17 protein-coding genes are annotated in these 25,144 nt (G+C 66.8%); 14 read left to right on the forward strand and 3 right to left on the reverse strand.

Annotated elements, in window-relative coordinates; genetic code table 11:
• Nucleotides 1-51: 51 nt before the first annotated feature.
• From PFY01_RS09780 to PFY01_RS09790, 3 genes are all read left to right on the forward strand, one after another.
• Nucleotides 52-1,698 (forward strand): DUF5597 domain-containing protein, encoded by a 1,647-nt coding sequence (locus PFY01_RS09780; protein ID WP_271041132.1) that lies wholly within the window; start codon nt 52-54, stop codon nt 1,696-1,698.
• Nucleotides 1,699-1,727: 29 nt separating this feature from the next.
• Nucleotides 1,728-4,664, forward strand: coding sequence for a TIM-barrel domain-containing protein (locus PFY01_RS09785; RefSeq protein WP_271041133.1), 2,937 nt, complete (start codon nt 1,728-1,730; stop codon nt 4,662-4,664).
• 291 nt (nt 4,665-4,955) lie between these two features.
• The gene (locus PFY01_RS09790; RefSeq protein ID WP_271041134.1) at nt 4,956-6,917 is read left to right on the forward strand and encodes a sialate O-acetylesterase; all 1,962 of its coding nucleotides are present in this window, start codon (nt 4,956-4,958) and stop codon (nt 6,915-6,917) included.
• Here the strand turns inward: PFY01_RS09790 and PFY01_RS09795 are convergent.
• The 3 genes from PFY01_RS09795 to PFY01_RS09805 are packed head-to-tail and all read right to left on the reverse strand — an operon-like array spanning nt 6,823 to nt 11,460.
• Complete coding sequence (locus tag PFY01_RS09795) at nt 6,823-7,554, reverse strand: hypothetical protein (RefSeq protein WP_271041135.1); 732 nt, start codon at nt 7,552-7,554, stop codon at nt 6,823-6,825. The two genes, PFY01_RS09790 and PFY01_RS09795, sit on opposite strands and share 95 nt — an antisense overlap.
• Before the next feature lie 34 nt (nt 7,555-7,588).
• Nucleotides 7,589-9,208, reverse strand: a complete 1,620-nt coding sequence (locus PFY01_RS09800; protein ID WP_271041136.1) for an alpha-L-fucosidase — start codon at nt 9,206-9,208, stop codon at nt 7,589-7,591.
• Nucleotides 9,205-11,460 carry a WD40/YVTN/BNR-like repeat-containing protein gene (locus PFY01_RS09805; RefSeq protein ID WP_271041137.1) on the reverse strand — a complete coding sequence of 752 codons (2,256 nt, stop codon included), beginning with the start codon at nt 11,458-11,460 and terminating at the stop codon, nt 9,205-9,207. Before PFY01_RS09805 ends, PFY01_RS09800 begins: the two co-directional genes overlap by 4 nt.
• A gap of 299 nt (nt 11,461-11,759) precedes the next feature.
• Here PFY01_RS09805 and PFY01_RS09810 point away from each other — a divergent pair, with 299 nt between their 5' ends.
• The 11 genes from PFY01_RS09810 to PFY01_RS09855 all read left to right on the forward strand — a co-directional run bounded on the left by PFY01_RS09810 (nt 11,760) and on the right by PFY01_RS09855 (nt 25,141).
• Entirely contained in the window at nt 11,760-14,312 is a 2,553-nt protein-coding gene (locus PFY01_RS09810; protein WP_271041138.1) for a glycoside hydrolase family 3 protein, read from the forward strand.
• A 30-nt stretch (nt 14,313-14,342) separates the two neighbouring features.
• Complete coding sequence (locus PFY01_RS15630) at nt 14,343-14,996, forward strand: cation:proton antiporter (protein WP_420197015.1); 654 nt, start codon at nt 14,343-14,345, stop codon at nt 14,994-14,996.
• Complete coding sequence (locus tag PFY01_RS15635; protein ID WP_420197016.1) at nt 14,990-15,664, forward strand: cation:proton antiporter; 675 nt, start codon at nt 14,990-14,992, stop codon at nt 15,662-15,664. The genes PFY01_RS15630 and PFY01_RS15635 overlap by 7 nt, the downstream gene beginning before the upstream one ends.
• The gene (locus PFY01_RS09820; RefSeq protein WP_271041139.1) at nt 15,661-17,235 is read left to right on the forward strand and encodes a GH39 family glycosyl hydrolase; all 1,575 of its coding nucleotides are present in this window, start codon (nt 15,661-15,663) and stop codon (nt 17,233-17,235) included. The genes PFY01_RS15635 and PFY01_RS09820 overlap by 4 nt, the downstream gene beginning before the upstream one ends.
• 197 nt (nt 17,236-17,432) lie before the next feature.
• Nucleotides 17,433-18,446 (forward strand): LacI family DNA-binding transcriptional regulator, encoded by a 1,014-nt coding sequence (locus PFY01_RS09825; protein ID WP_271041140.1) that lies wholly within the window; start codon nt 17,433-17,435, stop codon nt 18,444-18,446.
• A gap of 61 nt (nt 18,447-18,507) precedes the next feature.
• Nucleotides 18,508-19,650 carry a fumarylacetoacetate hydrolase family protein gene (locus PFY01_RS09830; RefSeq protein ID WP_271041141.1) on the forward strand — a complete coding sequence of 381 codons (1,143 nt, stop codon included), beginning with the start codon at nt 18,508-18,510 and terminating at the stop codon, nt 19,648-19,650.
• On the forward strand, nt 19,647-20,405 hold the full coding sequence (locus PFY01_RS09835; RefSeq protein ID WP_271041142.1) for an SDR family NAD(P)-dependent oxidoreductase: 759 nt from the start codon (nt 19,647-19,649) through the stop codon (nt 20,403-20,405). The genes PFY01_RS09830 and PFY01_RS09835 overlap by 4 nt, the downstream gene beginning before the upstream one ends.
• Nucleotides 20,406-20,457: 52 nt before the next feature.
• Nucleotides 20,458-21,891: a sugar porter family MFS transporter gene (locus tag PFY01_RS09840; RefSeq protein ID WP_271041143.1), complete on the forward strand. Its 1,434-nt coding sequence runs from the start codon at nt 20,458-20,460 to the stop codon at nt 21,889-21,891.
• 77 nt (nt 21,892-21,968) lie between these two features.
• Nucleotides 21,969-23,411 carry an aldehyde dehydrogenase family protein gene (locus PFY01_RS09845; protein WP_271041144.1) on the forward strand — a complete coding sequence of 481 codons (1,443 nt, stop codon included), beginning with the start codon at nt 21,969-21,971 and terminating at the stop codon, nt 23,409-23,411.
• 3 nt (nt 23,412-23,414) lie between these two features.
• Nucleotides 23,415-24,269: an SMP-30/gluconolactonase/LRE family protein gene (locus tag PFY01_RS09850; protein ID WP_271041145.1), complete on the forward strand. Its 855-nt coding sequence runs from the start codon at nt 23,415-23,417 to the stop codon at nt 24,267-24,269.
• Nucleotides 24,266-25,141 (forward strand): aldose 1-epimerase, encoded by an 876-nt coding sequence (locus tag PFY01_RS09855; RefSeq protein WP_271041146.1) that lies wholly within the window; start codon nt 24,266-24,268, stop codon nt 25,139-25,141. Before PFY01_RS09850 ends, PFY01_RS09855 begins: the two co-directional genes overlap by 4 nt.
• Nucleotides 25,142-25,144 lie beyond the last annotated feature (3 nt).

A 25,144-nucleotide genomic window follows, 5' to 3' on the forward strand; every position in this document is an offset into this window, starting at 1 on the left:
CGGCGGTCGTCGGCGTCTCGATCTTTTTCTTGTCGACGTTGGGAGGCGGCGATGGGCTATTTCACACGCGGAATCGCCGTAGCCTTTTCGGCCGCGACCCTGGTCGCTGCAGCGTCCTCGCCAGTTCTGGCCCAGTCGCCCATTCCGCAACTGGTGGAACAGAACGGCCGTCACGCCCTGATGGTGGACGGCGCGCCCTTCACCGTTTTGGGCGGACAGGTCAACAACTCGTCCAATTATGCGGCGCCCCTGGCCCAGGCTTGGCCGGCGCTCCGTTACATCGGCGCAAATACGGTCCAGATCCCGCTGGGCTGGGAGCAGATCGAGCCGGAGGAGGGGCGTTTCGACTTTTCCTTCGTCGATCACGCCATCCAACAGGCCCGCGCCAACGACATGCGCGTGGTCTTTCTGTGGTTCGCCACCTGGAAGAACACGGCCCCCGCCTATGCCCCCGCCTGGGTCAAGCTGAACCCCGAGCGGTTCCCGCACCTGATCGAGAAGAGCGGCAAGGAAAGCTATGCCCTGTCGCCGTACGGCGCCGAGACCCTGGCCGCCGACGCCCGCGCCTTCGCCGCCCTGATGCGCCACATCCGCCAGGTGGATGAGCGCGAACGCACCGTCATCATGGTCCAGCCCGAAAACGAGGTCGGCACCTACGGCCCCGTGCGCGACTATTCCCCCGCCGCCCGCGTCGCATTCGACGGTCCCGTGCCCCAGGCCTTGCTGGACCGCACCGGCAAGGCCCCCGGAACGTGGGCCGCCGTCTTCGGCAAGGATGCGGACGAGTTCTTCCACGCCTGGTCCATCGGTCGCTACGTCGGTCAGGTCGCCGCCGCCGGCAAGGCGGAATATCCGCTGCCGATGTACGTCAACGCCGCCCTGCGCGACCCGACGAACGATCAGGATCCCGCCACCTATGCGTCCGGCGGTCCGACATGGAACGTGATCGAGATCTGGAAGGCGGCGGCCCCGTCCATCGATTTCCTGTCGCCCGACATCTACACGCGCAAGTCGGGCGAATACGAAGCCCACCTGGATCGTTACACCCGCCCCGACAACGCCCTGTTCGTCGCCGAGACCGGCAGCGACACCCAGTACGCCCGCTATCTGATGGAGACGCTGGGCCGGGGCGGCATCGGCTTTTCGCCCTTCGGCATCGATTACACCGGCTATTCCAACTATCCGCTGGGCGCCAAGGAGATCACCGAGAAGACGCTGGAGCCGTTCCGCGATCTCTACAGCCTGATCGGCCCGTGGCAGCGGACCTGGGCGCGCCTGGCCTTCGAGGGGAAGGTCTGGGGCGCCGCCGAACCCGACGACCGCAAGCCCGAGGTCATCGACCTGGGCGACTGGACCGCCACCACCGGCTATCAACGCTGGCAGTTCGGCACGACCAACCAGCCCATCGATCCGAACGACGTGCCCGCCGCCTCGGCCCAGCCCAACGGCGCCATCGCCATCGCCGAGATCGAGCCGGGCCAGTTCATCCTGGCCGGCCACCGCATCCGCATCGACTTCGCCGCCAAGCCTTCGACCGACGGCAAGCGCCGCATGGTCCTGCGCGTCGAGGAAGGCCATTTCGACGACGCTGGCAAATGGGTGTTCGAACGCATCTGGAACGGCGACCAGGTCGATTACGGCCTGAACTTCTCCACCGATCGACCGCAGCTGCTGCGCGTCGTCACGGCCACCTACTGAACCCTGCAAGAGTAACGCGAGCGCCCGCCATGATCCCGACCCTCGCCCGCCGCCTGTTCCTGGCCGCCCTGATGACCGCCCCTTTGGCCGCCTGCGCAGGGCAGGGGCTGATGAACGGCGCCTCCGCCGGGGCCATCCACCAGGCCGCGTTCGAACGCACGACCAGCGGCATCGTCGTCACACCGGCCGAGGGCGCCGCCCGCCGCGTCCGGCTTGAGGTCTATGGTCCCGAGACCATCCGCGTCACCGCGACCGAGAATGCGGACCTCGAACTGCCCGCCAGCCTGATGGTCACGGCCCAGGCCTCGACCACGACGCCGTTCCAGATCGAGACCCGCGGCGACCTGGTCGTGCTGAAGACCGCCGAGGCGACGGCGGAAGTCTCGCGCGAGACCGGCGCCGTTCGCTTCCTCGACGAAAACGGCCAGGAGGTGCTGAAGGAGCGGCCCGGCAGCCGCGAACTCAGCCCCGTCACGGTCGAGGACCAGAAGGGCGATCACCGCTTCCTGGCCACGCGTCAGGTCTGGGAAAGCCCCGACGACGAGGCCTTCTACGGCCTGGGTCAGCACCAGCAGGGCGTGATGAACTACAAGGGTCACGACGTTCAGCTGGCCCAGCACAACATCGATGTCGGCATTCCTTTGGTGGTGTCCAGCCGCAACTACGGCGTCCTGTGGGACAACAACTCGATCACGCGCTTCGGCGACCCGCGCCCCTACGGCATGATTGCGGACCAGTTCATCGTCCGCGACGCCACTGGCCGGTTTGGCGGCCTGACCGCCAGCTACTATCAGAATGACCAGCTCAAGGTTCAGCGTCAGGAAACCGAGGTGAACTACGAGTTCATCCGCGAATGGTCGCGCTGGCCCGAAGGCTTCAAGTCGCAGCCCGGCCAGCCGGTCCAGACCGGCGACATGGGCAAGCCCGGCCAGGCGGGCGTCAAGGTGGTCTGGGAAGGCACGCTGGAAACCGCGACCGCCGGCCTGCACAAGTTCCGTCTCTACTCCTCCGGCTATGCCAAGGTCTGGATCGACGGGCGGATGGTCGAGGACAACTGGCGCCAGAACTGGAATCCTTTCGATCACGACTTCCAGGTTCAGATGGCCGCCAATACGCGCGTGCCGATCAAGATCGAATGGATCCCCGAAGACGGCTATATCTCGCTGCGTCACCAGGATCCGCTGCCCGCCGCCGATCAAGGCGCGCTCAGCCTGGCGTCAGAGGTTGGGACCGCCATCGACTACTACTACATCGGCGGCGCTGATCTGGACGGGGTGATCTCGAACTATCGCGGTCTGACCGGCAAGTCGGTGATGCTGCCCCGCTGGGCCTACGGCTTCTGGCAGAGCCGCCAGCGCTACAACACCCAGACCGAGGTGGTGGACACGGTGCGTCGATACCGCGAGCTGGGCCTGCCGATCGACAACATCGTTCAGGACTGGTTCTACTGGCCTGAAAACGCTTGGGGCTCGCATCAGTTCGACCCCGCGCGCTTCCCCAACCCCACCCAGATGGTCAAGGACGTTCACGACATGAACGCCAACATCATCATTTCGGTCTGGCCGAAGTTCTATCCGACGACCGAGCACTACAAGCAGTTGGACGCGATCGGCGGCATGTATACCCGCAACGTCGATGTCGGTGCGCGCGACTGGGTGGGACCCGGCTACGCCAACAGCTTCTACGACCCCTATCTGCCCGCCGCCCGCGACCTTTACTGGAAGCAGATGTCCGACAGCTTCAAGGGCATGAACTTCGACGGCTGGTGGCTGGATTCGGTCGAGCCGGACATGCACTCCAACCTGGACATTCCCGAGCGCACCTTGCGGATGGGACCGACCGCCATCGGTCCGGGCGCCTATGTCTTCAACTCGTATCCGCTGGTGAACGCCGAGAACGTCTACAACAACTTCCGCCGTGAAAAGGGCGACGAGCGGACCTACATCCTGACCCGCTCCGCCTGGGGCGGCCTGCAACGCACCGGCTCGACCTTGTGGTCGGGCGACGTGGTGGCGCGCTGGGACAATCTGAAGGACCAGATCTCGGCGGGCGTGAACACCGGCCTGTCGGGCCTGGCCAACTGGACCCATGACATCGGCGGCTTCTCGGTTGAGGCGCGCTACTCCAATCCCGCCGGCATGAAGCCCGAGGACAAGGCCGAGTGGGACGAGCTGAACCTGCGCTGGTTCCAGTTCGGCGCCTGGTCGCCGATCTTCCGTTCGCACGGCGAGTTCCCGCTGCGTGAGGTCTATAACCTGGCCCAGCCCGGCACGCCGCTTTACGACGCCTACGCCGCCCAGCTGCGGACCCGCTACCGGCTGATGCCCTACATCTACAGTCTGGCCGGCGACGTCTATCAGCGTGACGCCACCATCATGCGCGGCCTGGTCATGGACTTCCCGTCCGACCTCAAGGCGCGCGACATCAACGACCAGTATTTGTTCGGCCACGCCCTGCTGGTCGCGCCGGTGACGGAATACAAGGCGCGCAGCCGTTCGGTCTATTTCCCGCAAGGGGCCGACTGGTACGACATGCTGACGGGCCAGAAATACACCGGCGGCCGGTCGGCGACGGTTCAGGCGCCCGAGGACAAGATCCCGGTCTTCGTGCGCGCCGGCTCCATCCTGCCCACTGGTCCGGCAATCCAGTACACGGCCGAAAAGCTGGACGGCCCACTGACGCTGATCGTCTACACCGGCGCCAACGGCTCCTTCTCCCTGTATGAGGATCAGGGCACGACCTACGCGTACGAGCGGGGCGAGTTCTCGAACATCCCCATGACCTGGAACGACGCGACCGGTGTCCTGACCATCGGTGCGCGGACGGGTTCGTATCCGACCATGCCGACCAATCGCACCATCAATGTGCGTTTCGTCAACGGGCCGGGCGCTGATGTCGGAAACTTCGATGCGGCTCCGGCCAGGACGATCCAATACAATGGCCAGGCTGTGGAGGTTCGGCGCTAGATCGAGACAGAGCATCGACATCGGACACGATGTCGATGCTCAACCTGTTGTCTTGACGAGACTTTGAAGAAAGATCGGGGCGCTTCCCATACAGGGTGTCCAGCGGCCTTATGATCGGGACCTGATCTTTGACATCCTCGGCCCCCGATCCCGACGGCGGCGAAGAATTCACTCGGCCTTCCGGCTGATGGTCGGACGGCCGGAAATTGCACTGTCTTGCACTTTGCACGCCATTTCGGGGTGCAGTGCAATTTCGAACCTTCCGCTGCGGCGGACAGACAGGAGGCGCGGATGCGCTCGTTCTTGCTTGCCGCCGCGGCTGTCGCCGCGCTCACAGGGGCTTCGCCCGTCCAGGCGCAGGTCCAGCCCCAGACGGTCGTCACGTCCGCTCTTTTCGACGCCATGTTCCAGGACCACGCCGTCCTGCAACGCGGCCGTCCGATCAAGGTGTGGGGCAGGGCCGCGCCCGGCGCCGCCGTCTCGATCAGCCTGGGTCAAGCGCAGATCCAGGCGACGGCCGGCGCCGACGGCGTCTGGCGTGCGACCCTTCCGACCCTGACCGCCGGCGGCCCCTATGTCCTGACGGCCCGGTCGGCCGGCGCGAGCCAGAGCGTCTCCGACATCATGATTGGGGATGTCTGGCTGTGTTCGGGCCAGTCGAACATGGAGTTCGCCGTCCGTCAGGCCACGAACGCAGAAAGCGAGATCGGCGGCGCGAACGACGCCAAGATACGCCTCTTCCTGGTCGGTCGTTCCAGCCTGCCGGCGCCGTCCGCCGCTCCGCGCGCCGTCGGCCAGTGGCGCGTCACCAGCCCGCAAAGCGTGCGCGACTTCTCGGCCGCCTGCTACTTCATGGGCCGCGACCTGCGTCGTGCCGAAGACCTGCCGGTCGGCCTGATCGCCGCCTCCTGGGGCGGGTCGATCATCGAGGACTGGCTGAGCCGCGACGCCGTCGAAAAGCTGGGCGGGCATCAGGAGGCGTTGAAGGCGTTGGACGCCTACGCCCGTGATCCGGGCCAAGGCGACGCGATCTGGCGTCGTGTGACCCAGGACTGGTGGCGGACCAACGATCCCGGCACGAAACAGGGCTGGCACCTGGCGCGCACGAACGATGCCGACTGGGCGCCGATCCTGGCCGAGGGTTTTTGGGAGTCCACCGTGCCGGGGCTGGCCACCTTCGACGGCATCGTCTGGCTGCGCAAGGAGGTCGAACTGACCGCCGCCCAGGCCCGTCAGGCCGCGACGCTGGAGCTGGGGCCCGTGGACGACGCCGACGTCACCTGGATCAACGGCCAATACATTGGCGGCCAGCAGGGCTGGGATACGCCGCGCACCTACGCCGTACCTGCCGGCACGCTGAAGGCCGGCCGTAACCTGATCGCGGTCGGCGTGCTGGACACGAACGGCGGAGGCGGCGCCTGGGGACCGGCGGCGAACAAGCGCCTGGTGCTCGCAGACGGCACGACCGTCAGCCTGTCGTCTGGCTGGCGTCACCGGGTCGCCGCCCCGCTGGGCGACCTGCCCAATCCCCCGCGCACGCCCTGGATCGGTGGCAGCGGGACGACGACCTTGTACAACGGTATGATCGAACCCCTGGGCGCCTATGGCCTGAAGGGCATGGCCTGGTACCAGGGCGAGTCGAACATCGGCGACTATGTCGGCTACCGCCGTCTGCTGCCCGCCCTGTTCGCCGACTGGCGCGCCCGGTTCGAAAACCCCGAGATGCGGATGCTGGTCGTGCAACTGGCGAACTTCGGCCCGATGGCCAGCCAGCCGACCAACTCCTATTGGGCGGCCCTGCGCGAAAGCCAGCGCACGGTCGTCAACGCCGATCCTAAGGCGGGCCTCGCCGTCGCTATCGACATCGGCGACCGCTACGACATCCATCCCACCAACAAGCTGGAAGTGGGGCGACGTCTGGCGCTGGAGGCCCGTCGTCTGGACGGCGAGACGCAGCCCGTCTCGCCGCAGCCGGTGTCTGTGACCCGCGCCGCCGATGGCGTCCACGTCCGCTACGCCGCCTCGGCTCAGCTGATCGCCTATGGCTCCAACCGCCCCCTCGGGTTCGAGCTGTGCGGGGCCGACAACGCCTGTCGCTTCGTCGACGCCACGCTTTTACAAGACGAAGTGGTGCTGCCGTCCGCCAGCGCGACCGACCTCAAGGTCCGCTTCTGCTGGGCTGACAGTCCAGTCTGCAACCTTTACGGCGCCGCCGGTCTCCCGGCGGTTCCGTTTGAGGCGGAGATCCGCTGATCAGGGATTTTGCGGCAACCGCGCCCGATCGTAGTCGGGCCCGAAGTCGAACAGCAGGGCCGGACCCAGCTCCAGCGTCTGCACGGCCTGGCCCATCTAGGATGATACTGCTCTCGCCTGGTGCGACGTCCTTCGGGGCCACGCCCGAGGCGTAGAGCATCGTCCAGCCCTCTCCGACGGCGACGTTCGACGCCTGGGCCAGCGCGACCTTCGGCTCACCCTGCGCCTCCAGCAGAACGACGGGCATGCGGGCCTCGCTCTGGCCTTCGGGCCGTTGGGTCGCCCGCACCCAGACGCCCAGCAGCAGCACGTCTCCGGCCTTGATCGCGCCTGAGTTCGTCATCACCGCCCCGACCGACCAGGGGTCGCCCGCCCGTTTGACATCGATGGTCAGGGCCTTGCCGCCCGTGACGCCCTGAACATCGTGCGGCGTCGGACTGGGCGTCAGGCCCCAGGTGTTCCAGTTCTGCACGAAGGGCGAGTTGATCAGCTTGTCGGCCATCGTAGACCGTTGCGCCTGTGGGGGCGCCGGTGGGGGCGCCGGTGCGGCTGCGGGCTCCGTCTGGGCCATGGCCGGCGCGCCCAGCAGCAGGGCCGCCGCCATCCCGGCCCGGGCGGCCTTCTTCAGCGTCTTCATGGCGTTTCTCCTCCCGTCGTCGCCGTTTTGAAGTTCAGATCAGTCCCGCGCCCCGCAGGCGCACCGCCGGCGCCGTGACCACGGGGCGTTGCGAAGGCAGGTCGATCGTTAGGCCTTGATCCGTCTGGCTGAACGACAGAGGCCCGCCGCCCAGCAGTTCGACCGCCTCGATGCGTCCGGCCCGTAGAGGAAGCGCCTGGATCGCCATCCGCCGATCCTCGGGCCAGTCCAGCGCGAAGGCGTAAAGCGTCTGGCCCTTGGTGGTGAAGCGGATGTCCTGACCCGTCCACGGCCGCGCCGCCCCCTCGCCATGCATCCCGGCGACCACGGCCGTCGGCCCCTCGCCATAGATGCGCCAGGGCCGGGTGTCGAAGATGGCCTCGCCGCTGACCGTCATCCAGGCGGCGATGTCCGTCAGGATCTGGCGCTCGTCGCTGTCGATCGATCCGTCCCCGCGCTGGGGGATGTTCAGCATCAGGTTGCCGTTCTTCGACACCACATCCACCAGCCGCTGCACGACGCTGCTGGCCGGGACGTAAGAGTGGCTCGTGAAGCGGGCGCGGTTGTAGTGCCAGTCGCCGATACAGGTGTCGGTCTGCCACGGTTCAGGCTTCAGACTGTCTGAGAAGCCGCGCTCGACCGTCTCGGTGATCGCCTTGCGCTGCCGGTCGTCCAGCCGCTTGCCGTTCACGACCGGCAGCTCGCCCCGCCAAGCCAGCGAAGCATTGTACAACTCGGCCGTCGCCTCCAATCCGAACTGCCCCAGCGGCAGGCCGTAGTTGTCGAAATAGACCATGTCCGGCTTGTATTTGGTGATCAGGTCGCGCTGCCGCGCCACCCAGGACCGCACGAAGGCCGGGTTGTTGGCGGGCGGCGTCTCGATCCACTGGCCGTCGCGCTCATCGTGCCAAGCGTTCATCTCGGCGATCGAGCCGATGCCGTCCGGCGGGGCGAAGGTCGGGCCGGTATAGAGCTCCTGTGGGTCCAGCCCATCCCACCATTTGCCGGCGCCGTCCGCCCTGGTCAGGCGCGCCGCGTCGTATCGCACGCCCTTCAGCGGCCCCTCGGCGTCATAGCCGTACGCCGTCTGCCACCAGTGCCAGGCGTGCGCCGCGTGGTTCGACACGGCGAACCGGAGGCCCCGCGCCCTGACGGCCTTCTCCCATGTGCCGACGATGTCGCGCTTGGGCCCCACCCGCATCGTGTTCCAGGCATGATGGCTGCTGTCGAACAGGTCCAGGTTGTCGTGATGGTTGGCCATTGACATGATGTAGCGGGCGCCCGCCGCCTGATAGAGGTCCAGCAGGCCCTCGGGGTCCCACTGGTCGCCCTTGAACTGGTCGATCAACTCCATGAAACCGAACCGGCTGGGGTGGCCGTAGGTCGCGACGTGGTGGTCGTAGAAGGAGTTGCCCTGGATATACATCTGGCGGCCGTACCAGTCGCCGAACTCCGGCACGCACTGCGGCCCCCAATGTGACCAGATGCCGAACTTGGCGTCCCGGAACCAGTCCGGCGTCCGATAGCCCGCCGCCAAACTGTCCCAAGTCGGCTTGAACGGACCGGCCGTCGCGGCGCTCGGCGTCGTCGCGCAGGCTCCCAGCATCGAAGCCGACGCCCCCGCGCCCAGCAGTCCACGTCGTGACAGGGTCATGCGGGTTCTCCATAGACGACGCCGCGTCCGTCGGTGGCGACATAGACCCGGCCGAAGACGCGCGGATCGCCGGCCACAGCCCTGAAGCGGCACCCATATTCATGGCGGTCGTCGTTGACGCGCATCCACGTCCGTCCCTTGTCGTCGGAACGGAACACGCCCCGCACCGGACCCTGCGTGCCAATGGCGAACAGGGCAGGGTAGGTCGAACCGGCGGGCGGCTTGCCGAAGTCCATCATCTCCACGCTCAGCCCGCCATCGATCCAGTCGAACCGCTGACCGCCGTCGCGGCTGTAGTAAAGGCCGCTGCGTGATACGACCCACAGATCGCCCTCATGATCGGGCGTCGCCTTCAGCGGGAAGGCGGTCTCGCGCCAGGTCGGGCGATCATCGGCGGTGTTCGCGGGCAGGCCGCGCGACGGCACGGCGGCGAAGCTCTCGGCGCCGTCCACGCTGACGAACCAGGCGCCGGTGCGGAAATCCAGGGCGTAGAACAGCATCGGATCCTTGCGGTCGGCCACCGGCCGCAGCAGAGGCGGCAGGCCCGCCGTGGGCTTCCACGTCCGTCCCCGATCCCGCGACCAGACGACCTGGGGCGTCGCCAGCACGAAGGTCGAACCGTCCGCCGACACCGTGATCGGGGCGTCGCGATACAGGTCCATGCGCGGATTGTCGGCGACGACCGGCGTCTCGCCCGAAGCCGGCCGGGGTCGGCCCAGCGGCTTCCAGGTCAGCCCGGCATCGTCGGACCAGGCCAGGGTCGAGCCGTCGTGCCCCTCCGAGGCGACGCCCTCGTGCGGCGTGCCGCTGCGCACCACGATGTCGGGCGCGGCGCCCGCATAGTCGATCTGATTGGTGTTGGCGAAGACGGGGGTGGTGAACTGGCGCTGGGGCGAGCGGTTCAGGTCTTCATGGGCGAAGCCGGATATGTCGCCGAACCCGGTCAGCAGTTGCGGTCCCTTCGGCGGACTGACCAAGGTGATGACGGCCGTCTGTTCGATTCCCTCGACCCATGGGGTCCAGTCTGTCGGCTGTTCGCGGTCGGCGGCAGACAGGTTGCGCGTCTCATAGACGGTGGCCCCTGTCGCATAGACCAGCCGGTCCCCGTCGAACGGATCCAGCGCCAGGGCCGCGATCCACCAGCCGAAGTCCGGCCGGTCGTTGCCCCAATTCAGATAGGGGGTCGCGCTGACGTCGTGGCGGGCCGCCTCTCGCAGGCTGATCCAGCTTCGGCCGTCGTCGGTGCTGCGCCAGATAGTGTCGCCGGGCTGCCAGCGGTTCAGGGTCGAGACCATGATCACGCCCGGCCGTTTGCGATCCAGCGCGATCCCCATGAAGCCGCCGGACGGTCGGGGCGGGCTGATGTCGGTCCAAGCGCCGGTATTCGTATCCAACCGCCAGACCGCGCCGTCCGTCACCCCGTTCGGTCCGATGCCCAGCGTACATGTCACATAGAGGATGCCCTGGTCGTCCAGTTCCGCCTTGGCCGCCGACAACTCGGGGCGCGGTCCGCCCTCCACTGGCCGCCACGTCCGACCGGCGTCGTCGGAGCGATACAGGGCGTGTTCGTGCGGATCGGCGACGCCGACGAGTAGGGTCTTCGACTGCTGGCCGCGCGTCCCGCTGCGCGCATCGAAGACGACGAAGCTCAGCCCGCCGTGGGTGGCGCGGTCGCTGGGCATTCCTAGGCCCTTGAGCGGAAACCCGTCCACCTTGCGCCAGCTTGCGCCGCCGTCGGTGGAACGCTGCAGGCCGTCGTGGCGCGATCCGAAATAGAGGATGCGGTTGTCGTTGGGATCGATCGCCAGCCGTTCGCCCAGGCCCCGGCCGTCCTCGTTGCCGCCCATGCGGAAGGGAACTTCGGTTCGCCGCCATGTCTCGCCACGATCGGTCGAGCGCAGCATCGCGCCGGGGTCGCCCCTGTGAACGCCCACTGCTGCATGGACGATTTTGGGATCAACCGGGTCGGCGGCGATGCTCTCGATCCCGAAATCGCCGGACCGGGGACTGGAGTCCATCAGCGGCGACCAGCGACCGTCGGCCGCATCGAACCGATAGGCTCCGCCCATGTCCGACCGCGCATAGGCCAGGCCTCGCTCGATCGGACTGAATACGATGCCGGGAATGAAGCCGCCTGCGCCCACGACGACATTGCGCCATACATAGGGCGCAGGTTCGCTCGCCAGCACCTGACCAGCTGTCGCCATGGCCCCGGCGATAAACGCCATTAAGCCGGCTGTTCGTCGTGTCACGCCTGTCGTCATGCGGCCGTTTCTCCCTCATCGGCGACGTTGCTCCATCGCTCAATGTTAGCGCTAACTTCAGTAGTTGACATCATTGTCATAGGTGCATCAAGTTGCGTCTGTAAAAATCAAGGCGTCGATCAACGACGTGTCGAGAGCGAACCTCGGGTTCAAACGGATTTCGCCGCTTTCGGCGCGGGGGGCGACGCCTGGATTTTTTCACACCCTGAGCGAACTTCCGGTGCGGCCTGAATGGTCGCGCCGGGTTTTTCGCCACATAGTTTCGCCGACAGCCCGACGGACCCGACATGACTCTCCGTATCCCGAACGCGCGCCGCAGCGCTGTTTCCGCCCTCGCACTGGGCGTCGCGCTCGCAACCGCCGCCTGCGCGGCAACGGGAGCGACCCGGACGTCGCCGGTTAAGGCCGTCACGCCCCAGGGCTCCATCGTGACCGACGCGACGCGCGCCCATCCGGCGCTTTGGCCCCGCGCAGCCTCGCCGGCTGCGATGATGGATGCGGCGACGGAAGCCTTCGTCACCGAACTGATGAGCAGGATGACGCTGGAGGAGAAGGTCGGCCAGACGATCCAGGCGGACATCGGCTCGATCAAGCCTGAAAACCTGCTGACCTATCCGCTCGGCTCGATCCTGGCGGGCGGCAACTCCTCGCCGGGCGGCGACGAGCGCGCCTCGGCCCAGAAGTGGGTCGAACTGGCTCAGGCCTTCCGCGCGGCGGCCGCCCAGCGGCCGGGCGCCAGGATCCCGCTGATCTACGGCATCGACGCCGTTCATGGTCACAACAACATCGTCGGCGCCACCATCTTTCCGCACAACATCGGCCTGGGCGCCGCGCGTGATCCCGACCTGATCCGCCGCATCGGCGAGGCGACGGCGCTGGAGGTGGCGGTGACGGGCGCCGACTGGACCTTCGGCCCGACCCTGGCCGTGCCCCAGGACGACCGCTGGGGCCGCGCCTATGAAGGCTATGCCGAGAACCCGGAAGTGGCGCAAAGCTACGCCGGCCCGATGACCCTGGGCCTTCAGGGCGCGCTGTCGGCCGATCATCCGCTGACGCCCGGCCATATCGCGGGATCGGCCAAACACTTCCTGGCCGACGGCGGCACCACGGGCGGCAAGGACCAGGGCGACTTCGCCGGGTCCGAACAGGAGATGATCCGCACCCATCTGTCCGGCTATCCCCAGGCCATCGACGCCGGCGTGCTGTCGATCATGGCCAGCTTCTCCAGCTGGAACGGCGTCAAACATTCGGGCAACGAGACCATTCTGACCGACGTGCTGCGCGGCCCGCTGGGCTTCGATGGCTTCGTGGTGTCGGACTGGAACGCCCATGGCCAGCTGCCGGGCTGTTCGAACGAAAGCTGCGCCCTGGCCTTCAACGCCGGCATCGACATGTTCATGGCCCCCGACAGCTGGAAGCCCCTTTACGAAAACACCCTGGCCCAGGCCAAGTCGGGCGAAATCCCGATGGCGCGCCTGGACGAGGCGGTGCGCCGCATCCTGCGCGTCAAGGTCAAGACCGGCCTGTTCAACGACAGCCGCCCGGTCGAGGGGCATCTGAACGAGCTGGGTTCGCCCGCCCACCGCGCCCTAGCGCGCGAGGCGGTGCGCAAGTCGCTGGTGCTGCTGAAGAACGAGGGCTCGGTCCTGCCGATCCGCTCGGGCGCGCGGGTGCTGGTCGCCGGTCACGCCGACGATATCGGCCAGGCCTCGGGCGGCTGGACCCTGACGTGGCAGGGCACGGGCAACTCGAACGCCGACTTCCCCAACGGCCAGTCGATTTGGAGCGGCATCCGCGAGGCGGTCGCCGCCGGCGGCGGCCAGGCGACGCTCAGCGCCAATGGCTCCTTCACCCAGAAACCTGACGTGGCCATCGTCGTCTTCGGCGAAACACCCTATGCCGAATTCCAGGGCGATGTGGACACGCTGGACTTCCTGCCGACCGAACCGCTGGAGACGTTGAAGCGCCTGAAGGCGGCGGGCGTTCCGACCGTGTCGGTCTTCCTGTCGGGCCGCCCGATGTGGACCAACCCTGAGATCAATGCATCCGACGCCTTCGTCGCCGCTTGGCTGCCGGGCACTGAGGGCGGCGGAATCGCCGATGTGCTGGTCGGCGATGCGGCGGGCAAGCCGCGCAACGACTTCACAGGAACCCTGTCCTTCAGCTGGCCCAAAACCGCCAAGGGCGAGCCGCTGAACGTGGGTCAGCCGGGTTACGACGCGCAGTTCGCCTATGGCTACGGCCTGACCTACGCCCGTCCGGCGCGGGTCGGCGCCCTGTCCGAAGACAGCGGCGTCGTCGGGTCCGGCAGCAATCTGGATCGCTATTTCGTCGATGGCCGCTTCGTCGCGCCCTGGTCGCTGATGCTGCGCGACGCGGGCGGCGAGTTCCGTCTGGGTTCTGAAAAGAGCGGCGCCAGTCCGCGCGGCGGCGTCTCGGTGCGCTCCACCGACGGCGCAGGCCAAGAATCGGCGCGCGCCCTGACCTTCTCGCACGGCGGGGGGCAGGCCATCATCGCGGCTCAAGCGGTCGATCTGACGCGCCAGTCGAACGGCGAGATGGCCATCGCCTTCCGCTATCGCGGGGACGCACGGCCCAAGGGGGCCGTCTTCCTGACCTTGGGCGCCGGTTCGGTCGACATCTCCAGCCTGATCGCCGCCGCTCCAGTGGGCGAATGGCGCACGCTAAAGGTGCGTCTGTCGTGCCTGCGTGACCGCGGCGCCGACATCGCCGCCGTCGATCAACCCTGGGGCCTGCGCACCAACGCCGACTTCGCGGTCACGGTCGAGGATATCCGCCTGGCGTCGAACGAGGGCGACGCCGTCTGTCCGACGCAGTAGGCTGGCGCTCGCCAAGGGGGAACCGGCCGCATGACCAATGCTGAACTGAGCGTGGCCTTCTTCCTGCAGATGGCGATCATCATCGCCGCCTGCCGCATCGTGGGCTGGCTGGCCAAGCGCTACTTCGGCCAACCGCAGGTGGTGGGCGAAATGATCGCCGGGGTGATCCTGGGCCCGTCGTTGTTCGGCCTGTTGGCACCGGACTTTCAGGCAGCCCTGTTCCCTAGGGAGTCGCGGTCGATTCTGTTCGTCGGCGCCCAGTTGGGCGTCGGCCTCTACATGTTCCTGATCGGGCTGGGCTTCCGTCGCGATCACTTCAGGGCCAATGCGAAAAGCGCGGCCGCCGTGTCGCTAGCGGGCATGGCGGCGCCCTTCCTGGTCGCCGTAGCCATTGCGCCCTGGCTGGTCGCTGAGGGTCTGTTCGGGCAGGGCGTCCAGACCTGGCAGGCCATGCTGTTCATGGGCGCGGCCATCTCGATCACCGCTTTCCCCATGCTGGCGCGCATCATCCATGAGCGGGGCCTCAGCGGCACGCGGCTAGGGTCGTTGTCTCTGGCGGCCGGCGCCATCGACGACGCCGGCGCCTGGTGCGTCTTGGCCATCGTTTTGGCCAGCTTCGGCGCCGGGCCGATGCTGGCCGTGACGGCCATCGCGGGGGCGGCGCCTTCGCCCTGTTCATGCTGACGCTGGGACCGAAGCTGCTGGCGCCGCTGGGCCGGATCGTCGAGCGGGAAGGGCGGCTCAGCCCGACCGTGCTTGGGATCGTGCTGATCCTGTTCATGCTCAGCGCCTGGGCTATGGACGCAGTCGGCATCCATGCCGTCTTCGGCGGCTTCATCCTGGGCGTCGCCATGCCGCGCGGTCTCTTGAGTGACGAAGTCAAGCGTCAGCTGGAGCCGTTCGCCGTGCTGGTGCTGCTGCCGATGTTCTTCACCTTCTCGGGGCTGAACACCCAGCTGACCATGGTCAATAGCCTGGGGCTGCTAGCCGTGACCGTCGTTATCCTGCTGGGCTCCATCCTCGCCAAGGGCGGCGCCTGCTGGGCCGCCGCGCGCCTGACGGGTCAGGACAACGCCACGGCCATGGGCATCGGCGCCCTGATGAACGCGCGCGGCCTGATGGAGCTGATCATCATCAACATCGGCCTGCAAAAGGGCGTCATCGGCCCGGCCCTGTTCTCCATCCTGGTGCTGATGGCGATCGTCACCACCCTAATGGCCTCCCCCCTGTTCGAGTGGGTTTACGGCAGGAAGGCGAGAGAGCGGGGCGAACTGGGGGCTGGAGATGATCCCGATGATACTGCGCCGATACACGCCCGAACAACCGGCTACGATCAAGGACTATACCCATGAAGCGCTCACACATCAGAAGCCTGGCGCTGGTCGCAGCGCTTGTCGGCGCCCCGTTGACTGCGAGCGCCCAGACGGCAGATCCGAGGGTGATCTCGGTCGATGTCGGCGGGCCGTCCACACCCCGCGACCGAATGGCCGATTTTTCGGTCGGCGCCGACTATCCGGGCACGACGATCCGTGAGGATGCCTTGGCGCAGTTGAAGACCGCGCGCGAAGAACTGGGCTTCCGCTACATCCGATTCCACGACATTTTCCACGACGACATGGGCGTCTACCGCGAAGTCGACGGCCGTCCGGTCTATGACTGGACGCGGATCGACCAGCTTTACGACCGCTTCCTGGCGATGGGGATCAAGCCCTTCGTCGAGCTGGGCTTCACCCCAGATGCGATGAAGACGTCGGATCAGACCATCTTCTACTGGAAGGGCAACACGTCCCATCCGCAGCCGGAGAAATGGACAGGTCTGATCGACACCTTTGTGCGGCATCTGATCGACCGCTATGGCGTCGAGGAAGTGCGGAGCTGGTATTTTGAGTTCTGGAACGAGCCGAACCTGGCCGGCTTCTGGGAGGGCGCGTATCAGGCGGCCTATTTTGACTACTATGGCCGCACGGTTCGGGCCATCAAGGCGATCGACCCCGCCTTGCGTGTGGGCGGGCCGTCCACCGCCGGTGCGGCGTGGGTTCTCGAGTTCCTGGCCTATGCCGACCAGCATGATGCGCCGGTCAGTTTTGTCACCACACACACCTATGGCGTCGAGGGCGGCTTCCTGGACGAGAAGGGCGAAGGGGACAACAGGCTGTCGCGCAATCCAGACGCCGTCGTCAGCGACGTGCGCAAGGTTCGGGCCGAGATCGAGGCCTCACCCACGCCCGGCCTGCCGCTGTTCTTCACGGAATGGAACACCAGCTATAATCCGCGTGATCCTATCCACGACGACTATTTCGGCGCGTCCTATATCCTGACCAAGCTGCGTCAGAGCGAGGGTCTGGCGCAGGGCATGAGCTATTGGGCCTACAGCGACCTGTTCGAAGAGCCAGGCCCGCAGACCAAACCATTCGATGGCGGCTTCGGACTGATGAATCCCCAGGGCGTGCGCAAGCCGACGTGGTTCGCCTACAAATATCTGAACAGCATGGGCGACCGCGAACTACCGACTGGCGACGAACAAAGCATCGCAGCGCTGAAAGACGACACGGTGCAGGTGCTGGCCTGGCGCTACGAACTGCCGGACCAGCCGATCAGCAACCGACCCTTTTTCCGCCAGGTGCGGGAGCCTGCGACGGCTGCGCCTTTGAGGATCGCATTGAGCGGCCTGCGCCCCGGCGTTCATGTCGCCACGATCCGCCGCGTCGGTTTCAAGTCGAATGACGCATACACCGCCTATCTGGAGATGGGATCGCCGGCGACGCTCAGTGAAGAACAGTTGGAGGCACTGCAAACGCTGACGCTGGACCAACCAGAGACCCTGACGGTCACCGCTCGTGCCGACGGTGAGGCCCAGATGGAGGTGCCTATGCGTGTCTACGACGTGGTCATGGTCGAGATCGCGGCCTCGCAGGGACGCTGAAGCTCAAAGGCGCGGCTGTGACTTCAAATCCCTCCAGCTCAATTCGCTAGCCGCCGTCTTGGCGAATGGGGCGAGCCGGGTGTCGTCCAGCCTATTTCCGCAGAGATAGTCAGCAGATGGGCGTCGTCCGTGGAGCCTGGACCGACGGGCATTGCAAATGGTGGACGTAACTGCGTGAGCGTGCTGCTGTCTCTGACGTGACTGATCAACAGAATCCCCGCCGCAACCACACCATGGGCGATATCGCGCGCCTAGCCGGCGTGTCGCCAATGACGGTGTCGCGCGTGGTCAATGGCGATGCGCGGGTGCGCGAGGCGACGCGTGAGCGCGTCGAGGCGATCATTCGAGAGACCGGCTACGTGCCCGATCCCGCGGCGCGAATCCTGGCGCGGGCCGGAGGTGGACGGATCGGCCTGCTCTACGCCAACCCGTCCAGCGCCTATCTGGCCGAACTTCTGTCGGGCGCCCTGGATGGGGCGCGATCGGTAGGTTTGCTGCTGCTGATCGAGCCATCGCGGCCCGGCGCGCCTGATGAAGAGCGCGAAGCGGTTCAGCGGCTGGCGGCCGGCGGAGCACAGGGTGTGATCGTTCCGCCGCCGCTGGGCGAATCGGACGCCACCCTGGACGCTATCGGCAAGAGCGGGATGAAGGCGGTGGTTCTGGCGGCGCCCGCGCTTCGGGACGGTCTGATCTCCCTGCGGGTGGACGACCAGGGTGCGGCCCACGAGATGATGCGGCATCTGCTGGGGTTGGGCCACCGCGCCGTCGGCTTCGTCGAAGGGCGTCGGGATCAGAGCGCCACTGCGGATCGTCGCCACGGCGCCCAAGTCGCGGTCGATGCGGTGAAGGGCGCGACGATGTGGGCCGAGGCGGGCGACTTCACTTATCGTTCCGGCTTCCAGGCGGGGCAGCGGCTGCTGGGGCGCTCACCCCGGCCGACGGCCATTTTCGCCAGTAACGATGACATGGCCGCAGGCGTTCTGGCGGCCGTTCACGCTGCGGGCCTGTCGACACCGGGCGACATATCGGTGGCCGGGTTCGATGATACCTATTTGGCCGCCAGCGTCTGGCCGACCCTGACCACCATCCGCCAGCCGGTCGCCGAAATGGCCCGATCGGCCGCGGTCATCCTGGGGCGTGGCGGCGAGGCGGACGGTCCAGTCCCCCACCAATTCATCGCCAGAGAAAGCACCGCGCCTCCATACGATTGACATCCATCCCTTGCTCAAAGATGTTAGCGCTAACACGTCCGAGAGCGTGGGGAGGATGAGATTGTTGCTTGCCGATTGCCTGCCGGCGGACTGGCGCAATGCGCGCCTGCTCGGACGGGTCCTTACCGAGGTCGGACCCTCGCCCGTTCTGGTGCGGGGCGGGCGGCTCTATGATCTTTCGAACCACGTCGCCACAACGGCCCAGGCAGTCGCGCGGGACGATCTGGACGCGGCCGGCATGGATATGGGGCCGCTGGACGAACTGACCGTCGCCTCGGCCTGGTCGGCGCAGGGCGTCCAGTTGCTGTCGCCGCTGGACCTGCAATGCATCAAGGCCTCGGGCGTGACCTTTGCGGTCTCGGCCTTGGAACGGGTGATCGAGGAGCGGGCGCGCGGTGACGCCGACGCCGCCAACGCCGTGCGCCAGTCCATCCTCAACCGGATCGGCGGCGACCTGAAGAATCTGCGGCCGGGTTCGGATCAAGCCGAGGCCGTCAAGGCGCAGCTGATCGCCGAGGGCTTGTGGTCGCAATATCTCGAAGTCGCCATCGGCCCCTATGCCGAAATCTTCACCAAGGCGCCGGTGCTGGCCTCGGTCGGCTGGGGCGCCGAGGTCGGGGTGCGGGCGGACTCAGCCTGGAACAACCCGGAGCCGGAGGTAGTCGTCGTCTGCGATCCGTCCGGCCGCCCGGTCGGCGCCAGCCTGGGCAACGACGTCAATCTGCGCGACATCGAGGGCCGGTCGGCCCTGCTGCTGGGCAAGGCCAAGGACAACAACGCCTCGGCCTCAATCGGCCCCTTCATCCGCCTGTTCGACGACGACTTCACGATGGACGACGTGCGCTCAGCGACGGTCCGGCTGGAGGTCGAGGGAGCGGACGGCTTCATGATGACGGGCGAAAGCTCGATGAGCCTGATCAGCCGCGATCCCGAGGAACTGGTGCGTCAGACCCTGAGCGCGCATCAGTATCCCGACGGTTTCGCCCTGTATCTCGGGACCATGTTCGCGCCGATCGACGACCGCGATGCGCCGGGCAAGGGCTTCACCCACAAGATGGGCGACCGGGTCCGCGTCTCGTCCGAGAAACTGGGCGTGCTGGAAAACATCGTCGCGACCTGCGACCAGGCCCCGCCCTGGAAGTTCGGGGTGCTGGAGCTGATGCGCAATCTGGCCGGTCGCGGCCTTCTCGGAGTTTCCGCATGAGCGGCGCCATCTATCCGTCGCTAAAGGGCCGTCTGGTCGTCGTCACCGGCGGCGGGTCCGGCATCGGCGCCGGTTTCACCGAGGCCTTTGCGCGTCAGGGCGCCCGTGTCGTCTTCTTCGACATCGCCGAGGCGGACTCGAAGGCGCTGGAGGCATCACTGGCCGAACTGTCGCCCGCCCCGACCTTCCGCCAATGCGATCTAATGGACGTGGCCGCCTTGCAGGCCTGCCTGGCCGAGATCGTCGCCGAACAGGGTCCCATCGATGTCCTGATCAATAACGCCGCCAACGACGACCGTCATACGCTGGCGGAGGTGACGCCCGACTACTGGGACAACCGGATCAACGTGAATCTGCGTCACCTCTATTTCGCGGCCCAGTCGGTCGCCGCCGGGATGCGCGAGCAGGGCAGGGGGGTCATCATCAACCTGGGCTCGATCAGCTGGCATCTGGGGCTGCCGGATCTGTCGCTTTACGAAACCGCCAAGGCGGGCATTGAGGGCATGACTCGCGCCCTGGCGCGCGAGCTGGGCGGTGACGGCGTGCGTGTCGTCTGCATCGTGCCGGGCAATGTCCAGACCCCGCGTCAGATGAAATGGTACACGCCGGAAGGAGAGGCCGAGATCGTGGCGGCGCAATGCCTGCCGGGCCGGCTTCAGCCCGACGACGTCGCGGCGCTCGGCCTGTTCCTCGCATCCGACGATGCACGTTTGATTACAGGCCACGAGTATTTCGTGGACGCTGGCTGGCGATAGGTTTTCTGAGTTTCACGCCCGCGTCAGACGGGCATTCGGAGGGAATATCGAGATGGCAGGACCGACGGGGGGCACAGGCCCCGACATCGCGGGTGACGACCGCGTCAACATGGCGTTCATCGCCCTGATCGTGGCGGTCGCCACCATCGGCGGCTTCATGTTCGGCTATGATTCCGGCGTCATCAACGGCACCCAAGACGGGCTGGAGGCGGCCTTCAACCTGTCGGCCTTGGGCACCGGTTTCAACGTCGGCGCCATCCTCTTGGGCTGCGCCGTCGGCGCCTTCATCGCGGGACGTTTGGCCGACGCTATCGGCCGTCGCACGGTGATGCAGATCGCCGCCGGCCTGTTCATCGTCTCGGCCTTCTGGGCGGGTGCGGCCGACAGTTCGGCCCACTTCATCATCGCCCGGTTCATAGGCGGCCTGGGCGTGGGCGCGGCCTCGGTCCTGTCGCCGGCCTATATCTCCGAAGTTACGCCGGCCTCAATCCGTGGTCGACTGTCGTCGGTGCAGCAGATCATGATCATCACCGGCCTGACCGGCGCCTTCGTGGCCAATTACGCCCTGGCCAAGACCGCCGGCGGATCGACGGCAGAGTTCTGGCTGGGCTTCCCCGCCTGGCGCTGGATGTTCTGGCTGCAGGTCATCCCCGCCGCCGTCTATCTGATCGCCCTCCTGGTCATCCCAGAAAGCCCGCGCTTTCTGGTCGTCAAGAAGAAGGACGCCCAGGCCGAGGCCGTGCTGTCCAAACTGTTCGGTGCGGGCGCCGGTGCGCGTAAGGTTCAGGAAATCCGCGCCTCGCTGGCGGCCGACCACAAGCCCAAGTTCGCCGATCTGCTGGACCCCGCGACCAAGAAGGTGCGCCCGATCGTCTGGGCCGGCTTGATCCTTGCCGTGTTCCAGCAACTCGTCGGTATCAACATCGTCTTCTACTACGGCGCGGTGCTGTGGCAGTCGGTCGGCTTCTCCGAGAACGACGCGCTGCAGATCAACATCCTGTCCGGCGTCCTGTCGATCGCCGCCTGCCTGGCCGCCATCGCCGTCATCGACAAGATCGGCAGAAAGCCTCTGCTGCTGATCGGTTCGGCCGGCATGTTTGTGACCCTGGCTGTCGTCGCCTGGTGCTTCTCCAAGGCCGCTCTGATCGACGGATCGCTGCACCTGGACGACCAGACCGGCCTGATCGCCCTGATTGCGGCCAATGCCTATGTGGTTTTCTTCAACTTCAGCTGGGGCCCGGTCATGTGGGTCATGCTGGGCGAGATGTTCCCCAACCAGATGCGCGGTTCGGCCCTGGCCGTCGCCGGCTTTGCACAGTGGATCGCCAACTTCGCCATCTCGGTCAGCTTCCCGTGGATGGCCGCCACCCTGGGGCTGGTCTTCACCTATGGCTTCTACGCGGTCAGCGCCCTGATCTCCTTCTTCCTGGTCCAGGCTTGGGTGAAGGAAACGCGCGGTCGCGAACTGGAAGACATGACGGGCTGATTTTCGCCTCCCATACCCATCTCCCCGAAACGGGCGGCGCTCCCCGCCGCCCGTCAGCCTTATGAAAAGGACGTCCCATGACCGACACGCTTGAACTTTCGCACTGGATCGGCGGCGAGAAGGTCGCGGGAGCCCTGGCGGGCGAGAGCCTGAACCCGTCGGATACGCGCGACGTCGTGGCCCGCACGCCCAAGGGCGGCGCCGCCGAGGTGGACCAGGCCGTTCAGGCCGCCCGCGCCGCCTTCCCCGGCTGGTCCGACGCCTCGCCCGAGGTCCGCTTCGACGTGCTGGACAAGGCCGGTTCGCTGATCATGGAGCGCGCGGCCCAGATCGGCCGCCTCTTGGCTCGTGAAGAGGGCAAGACCCTGCCCGAAGGCATCGGCGAGACCATGCGCGCCGCCCGCATCCTGAAATATTTCGCCGGCGAGGCTCTGCGCGTCCACGGTCAGAACCTGGCCTCGACCCGTCCGGGCGTGGAGATCCAAACCTATCGCCAGGCGGTCGGTGTGTTCGGCCTGATCACGCCTTGGAATTTCCCCATCGCCATTCCGGCCTGGAAGATCGCCCCGGCCATCGCCTTCGGCAACACCGTCGTCATCAAGCCCGCCGGCCCGACCCCGGCGACGGCCGAGGCCCTGATCGCCATCCTGCATGAGGCCGGCCTGCCCAAGGGCGTGGTCAATATGGTCATCGGCGACGGCGACGTCGGCCGCGCCATCGTCGCCCACCCAGGCATCGACGGCATCAGCTTCACCGGCTCGCAGGCCGTGGGCGCAGGCGTCGCCGAAGGCGCGGTGAAGCGTCAGGCGCGCGTTCAGCTGGAGATGGGCGGCAAGAACCCGCTGATCGTTCTGGACGACGCCGATCTGGACCGGGCGGTGAACATCGCCCTGGACGGCAGCTTCTTCGCCACCGGCCAGCGCTGCACCGCCTCCAGCCGCCTGATCATTCAGGACGGCATCCACGACCGCTTCGTCGCCGCCCTGGCCGAGAAGGTCGCCGCACTGCGCGTCGGCAACGCCCTGGATTCCAATACCCAGATGGGTCCGGCCGTGACCGAGGCTCAGCGCGAGGTCTCCTACAAATACATCGACATCGCCCGCGAAGCCGGCGGCCGCATCGTCACGGGCGGTGAGCGCCTGAGCTTCGACGCCCCCGGCTGGTACGTCCAGCCGACCCTAATCGCCGACACCGCCGCTGACGCGCGCATCAACAACGAAGAGGTCTTCGGCCCCGTTGCCTCGACCATCCGCGTCGCCAGCTATGAAGAGGCGCTCGCCGTCGCCAACGGCATCGAGTTCGGCCTGTCGGCGGGCATCGTCACCCAGTCGCTGAAACACGCCCGCGACTTCCAGAAGAACGCCAAGGCCGGCATGACCATGGTCAACCTCGCCACCGCCGGCGTCGACTATCATGTGCCCTTCGGCGGCTCCAAGAAGTCCTCCTACGGTTCGCGTGAACAGGGCTTTGCGGCTGTGGAATTCTATACCCAGATCAAAACCAGCTACTCGGCGAGCTGATTGATGAGCGAGCCGGAACTGATCTGGGACGTGCAGGCGGAGCTGGGCGAAGGCCCGGTCTGGGACGCTGCGCGCGGCGCGGTGTGGTTCGTCGACATCAAGGGTCGAAAGCTGCATCGCTACACCCCCGCGACCGGCGAGAAACGCTCGTGGGACACGCCCGATCAGACCGGCTTCGCCTTGCCCGCCGAGGACGGTTCGCTGGTCTGCGGCGTGAGGGGCGGTCTTTATCGTTTCGACCCGGAGGAGGGCGACTTCTCCCGCTTCCAGCCGGTCGAGGAGGACCGACTCCAGAACAGGCTGAACGACGGCTTCGTCGCGCCGGACGGCTCCCTGTGGTTCGGTTCGATGGACGACAGCGAACAGGTCGAGACCGGCGCTCTCTACCGCTGGTTCCGGGGCGAGCTGACGCGGCACGACGACGGTTACGGCGTCACCAACGGCCCGTGCCTCAGCCCCGACGGCCGCACCCTCTATCACCACGACACGCTGAAGAAGACGATCTTGGCTTTCGACCACCAAGACGGCGTGATCTCGAACCGGCGCGTCTTCGCCGTGACCGAGGACGGCTATGCCGACGGTCCCAGCATGGACGCGGAGGGCGTGCTGCACGTCGGCCTGTTCAACGGCTGGGGCGTCGCCCGTTTCGCCCCGGACGGCACGCGGATCGGCAAGATCGACGTGCCGGTCCAGACCGTGACCAAGGCGGCTTTCGGCGGCCCCGACCTGCGCGATCTCTATATGACCACGGCTTGGTTGGGGAACGCCGACAAGCGCGCGGAGCAGCCGACCCTGGGCGGCCTCTATCGCGTCCGCGTCGAGACGCCGGGCCTGCCGCAGAACCGGATCCGCCTATGATCGCCCTGACGGCCGGCGACTGGCGCGCTACCCTGGCCCCGGAGCAGGGCGGGGCGGTGCTGAGCCTGGACTGGCGCGGCCGGCCGGTGTTTCGCTCCACGCCCGAAGGCGCGACCGATATTCTGGAGACAGCCTGTTTCCCGCTGGTCCCCTATGCCAACCGGATTGCGGACGGGCGCTTCGTCTTCGAGGGGCGTGAGGTCCGCTTGCAGACACTGGATCGGTTCGCCCCCCACGCCCTGCACGGCGACGGCTGGCTCTTGCCCTGGACCGTCGAAAGCCAGACGACCAACCGCGTCGAGATGACGCTGGAATGGTCCCCCAAGGCCGACGCTGATGCACAGGGTTGGCCCTGGCCGTGGCGCGCTAGCCAGACTGTCGAATTAAGCGACCAGGGCCTGACGATCACCTTGTCCGTGACCAACTTCGGCGATGCGGTCATGCCTGCCGGGCTCGGCCTGCACCCCTATTTCCACCGCTACGCGGACAGCCGACTGGCTCTGTCCGCCGAGAGCGTCTGGATCACCGATGCGCGCGAGATTCCCGAACGCCTGGCACCGCCCACCGAGATTGTGGACTGGTCGAAGGGCCTGGCCCTCGCCGACGCTCCCTTTGTCGATTGCGCCTATGCCGGCTGGACGGGCGAGGCGGTCATCGACGGCGGCGGTCGCCGGGTGACGCTGAGCGCCGACGCACCTGCATGCTTGACCCAGGTCTATGCGCCGGTGGGCGTCGATTTCTTCTGCGTCGAACCCGTCACCCACCGCCCGGACGCTCACAATGCGCAGGCCGGCGAGGATCAAGGTCTGAAGCGCCTGCCGAAGGGGCAAACCCTTTCGGTGGCTATGAGGATCAGCGCGATCAGTTCTTGATCA

Source organism: Brevundimonas vesicularis, from assembly GCF_027886425.1.
GTDB classification, from domain to species: domain Bacteria; phylum Pseudomonadota; class Alphaproteobacteria; order Caulobacterales; family Caulobacteraceae; genus Brevundimonas; species Brevundimonas vesicularis_C.

Coding starts and splice junctions, on each gene's coding strand:
- PFY01_RS09810 (WP_271041138.1), top strand. CDS start 11,760: ATGACTCTCCGTATCCCGAACGCGCGCCGCAGCGCTGTTTCCGCCCTC.
- PFY01_RS09800 (WP_271041136.1), bottom strand. CDS start 9,208: ATGACCCTGTCACGACGTGGACTGCTGGGCGCGGGGGCGTCGGCTTCG.
- PFY01_RS09855 (WP_271041146.1), top strand. CDS start 24,266: ATGATCGCCCTGACGGCCGGCGACTGGCGCGCTACCCTGGCCCCGGAG.
- PFY01_RS09845 (WP_271041144.1), top strand. CDS start 21,969: ATGACCGACACGCTTGAACTTTCGCACTGGATCGGCGGCGAGAAGGTC.
- PFY01_RS09840 (WP_271041143.1), top strand. CDS start 20,458: ATGGCAGGACCGACGGGGGGCACAGGCCCCGACATCGCGGGTGACGAC.
- PFY01_RS09820 (WP_271041139.1), top strand. CDS start 15,661: ATGAAGCGCTCACACATCAGAAGCCTGGCGCTGGTCGCAGCGCTTGTC.
- PFY01_RS09785 (WP_271041133.1), top strand. CDS start 1,728: ATGATCCCGACCCTCGCCCGCCGCCTGTTCCTGGCCGCCCTGATGACC.
- PFY01_RS15635 (WP_420197016.1), top strand. CDS start 14,990: ATGCTGACGCTGGGACCGAAGCTGCTGGCGCCGCTGGGCCGGATCGTC.
- PFY01_RS15630 (WP_420197015.1), top strand. CDS start 14,343: ATGACCAATGCTGAACTGAGCGTGGCCTTCTTCCTGCAGATGGCGATC.
- PFY01_RS09780 (WP_271041132.1), top strand. CDS start 52: ATGGGCTATTTCACACGCGGAATCGCCGTAGCCTTTTCGGCCGCGACC.
- PFY01_RS09790 (WP_271041134.1), top strand. CDS start 4,956: ATGCGCTCGTTCTTGCTTGCCGCCGCGGCTGTCGCCGCGCTCACAGGG.
- PFY01_RS09795 (WP_271041135.1), bottom strand. CDS start 7,554: ATGAAGACGCTGAAGAAGGCCGCCCGGGCCGGGATGGCGGCGGCCCTG.
- PFY01_RS09835 (WP_271041142.1), top strand. CDS start 19,647: ATGAGCGGCGCCATCTATCCGTCGCTAAAGGGCCGTCTGGTCGTCGTC.
- PFY01_RS09850 (WP_271041145.1), top strand. CDS start 23,415: ATGAGCGAGCCGGAACTGATCTGGGACGTGCAGGCGGAGCTGGGCGAA.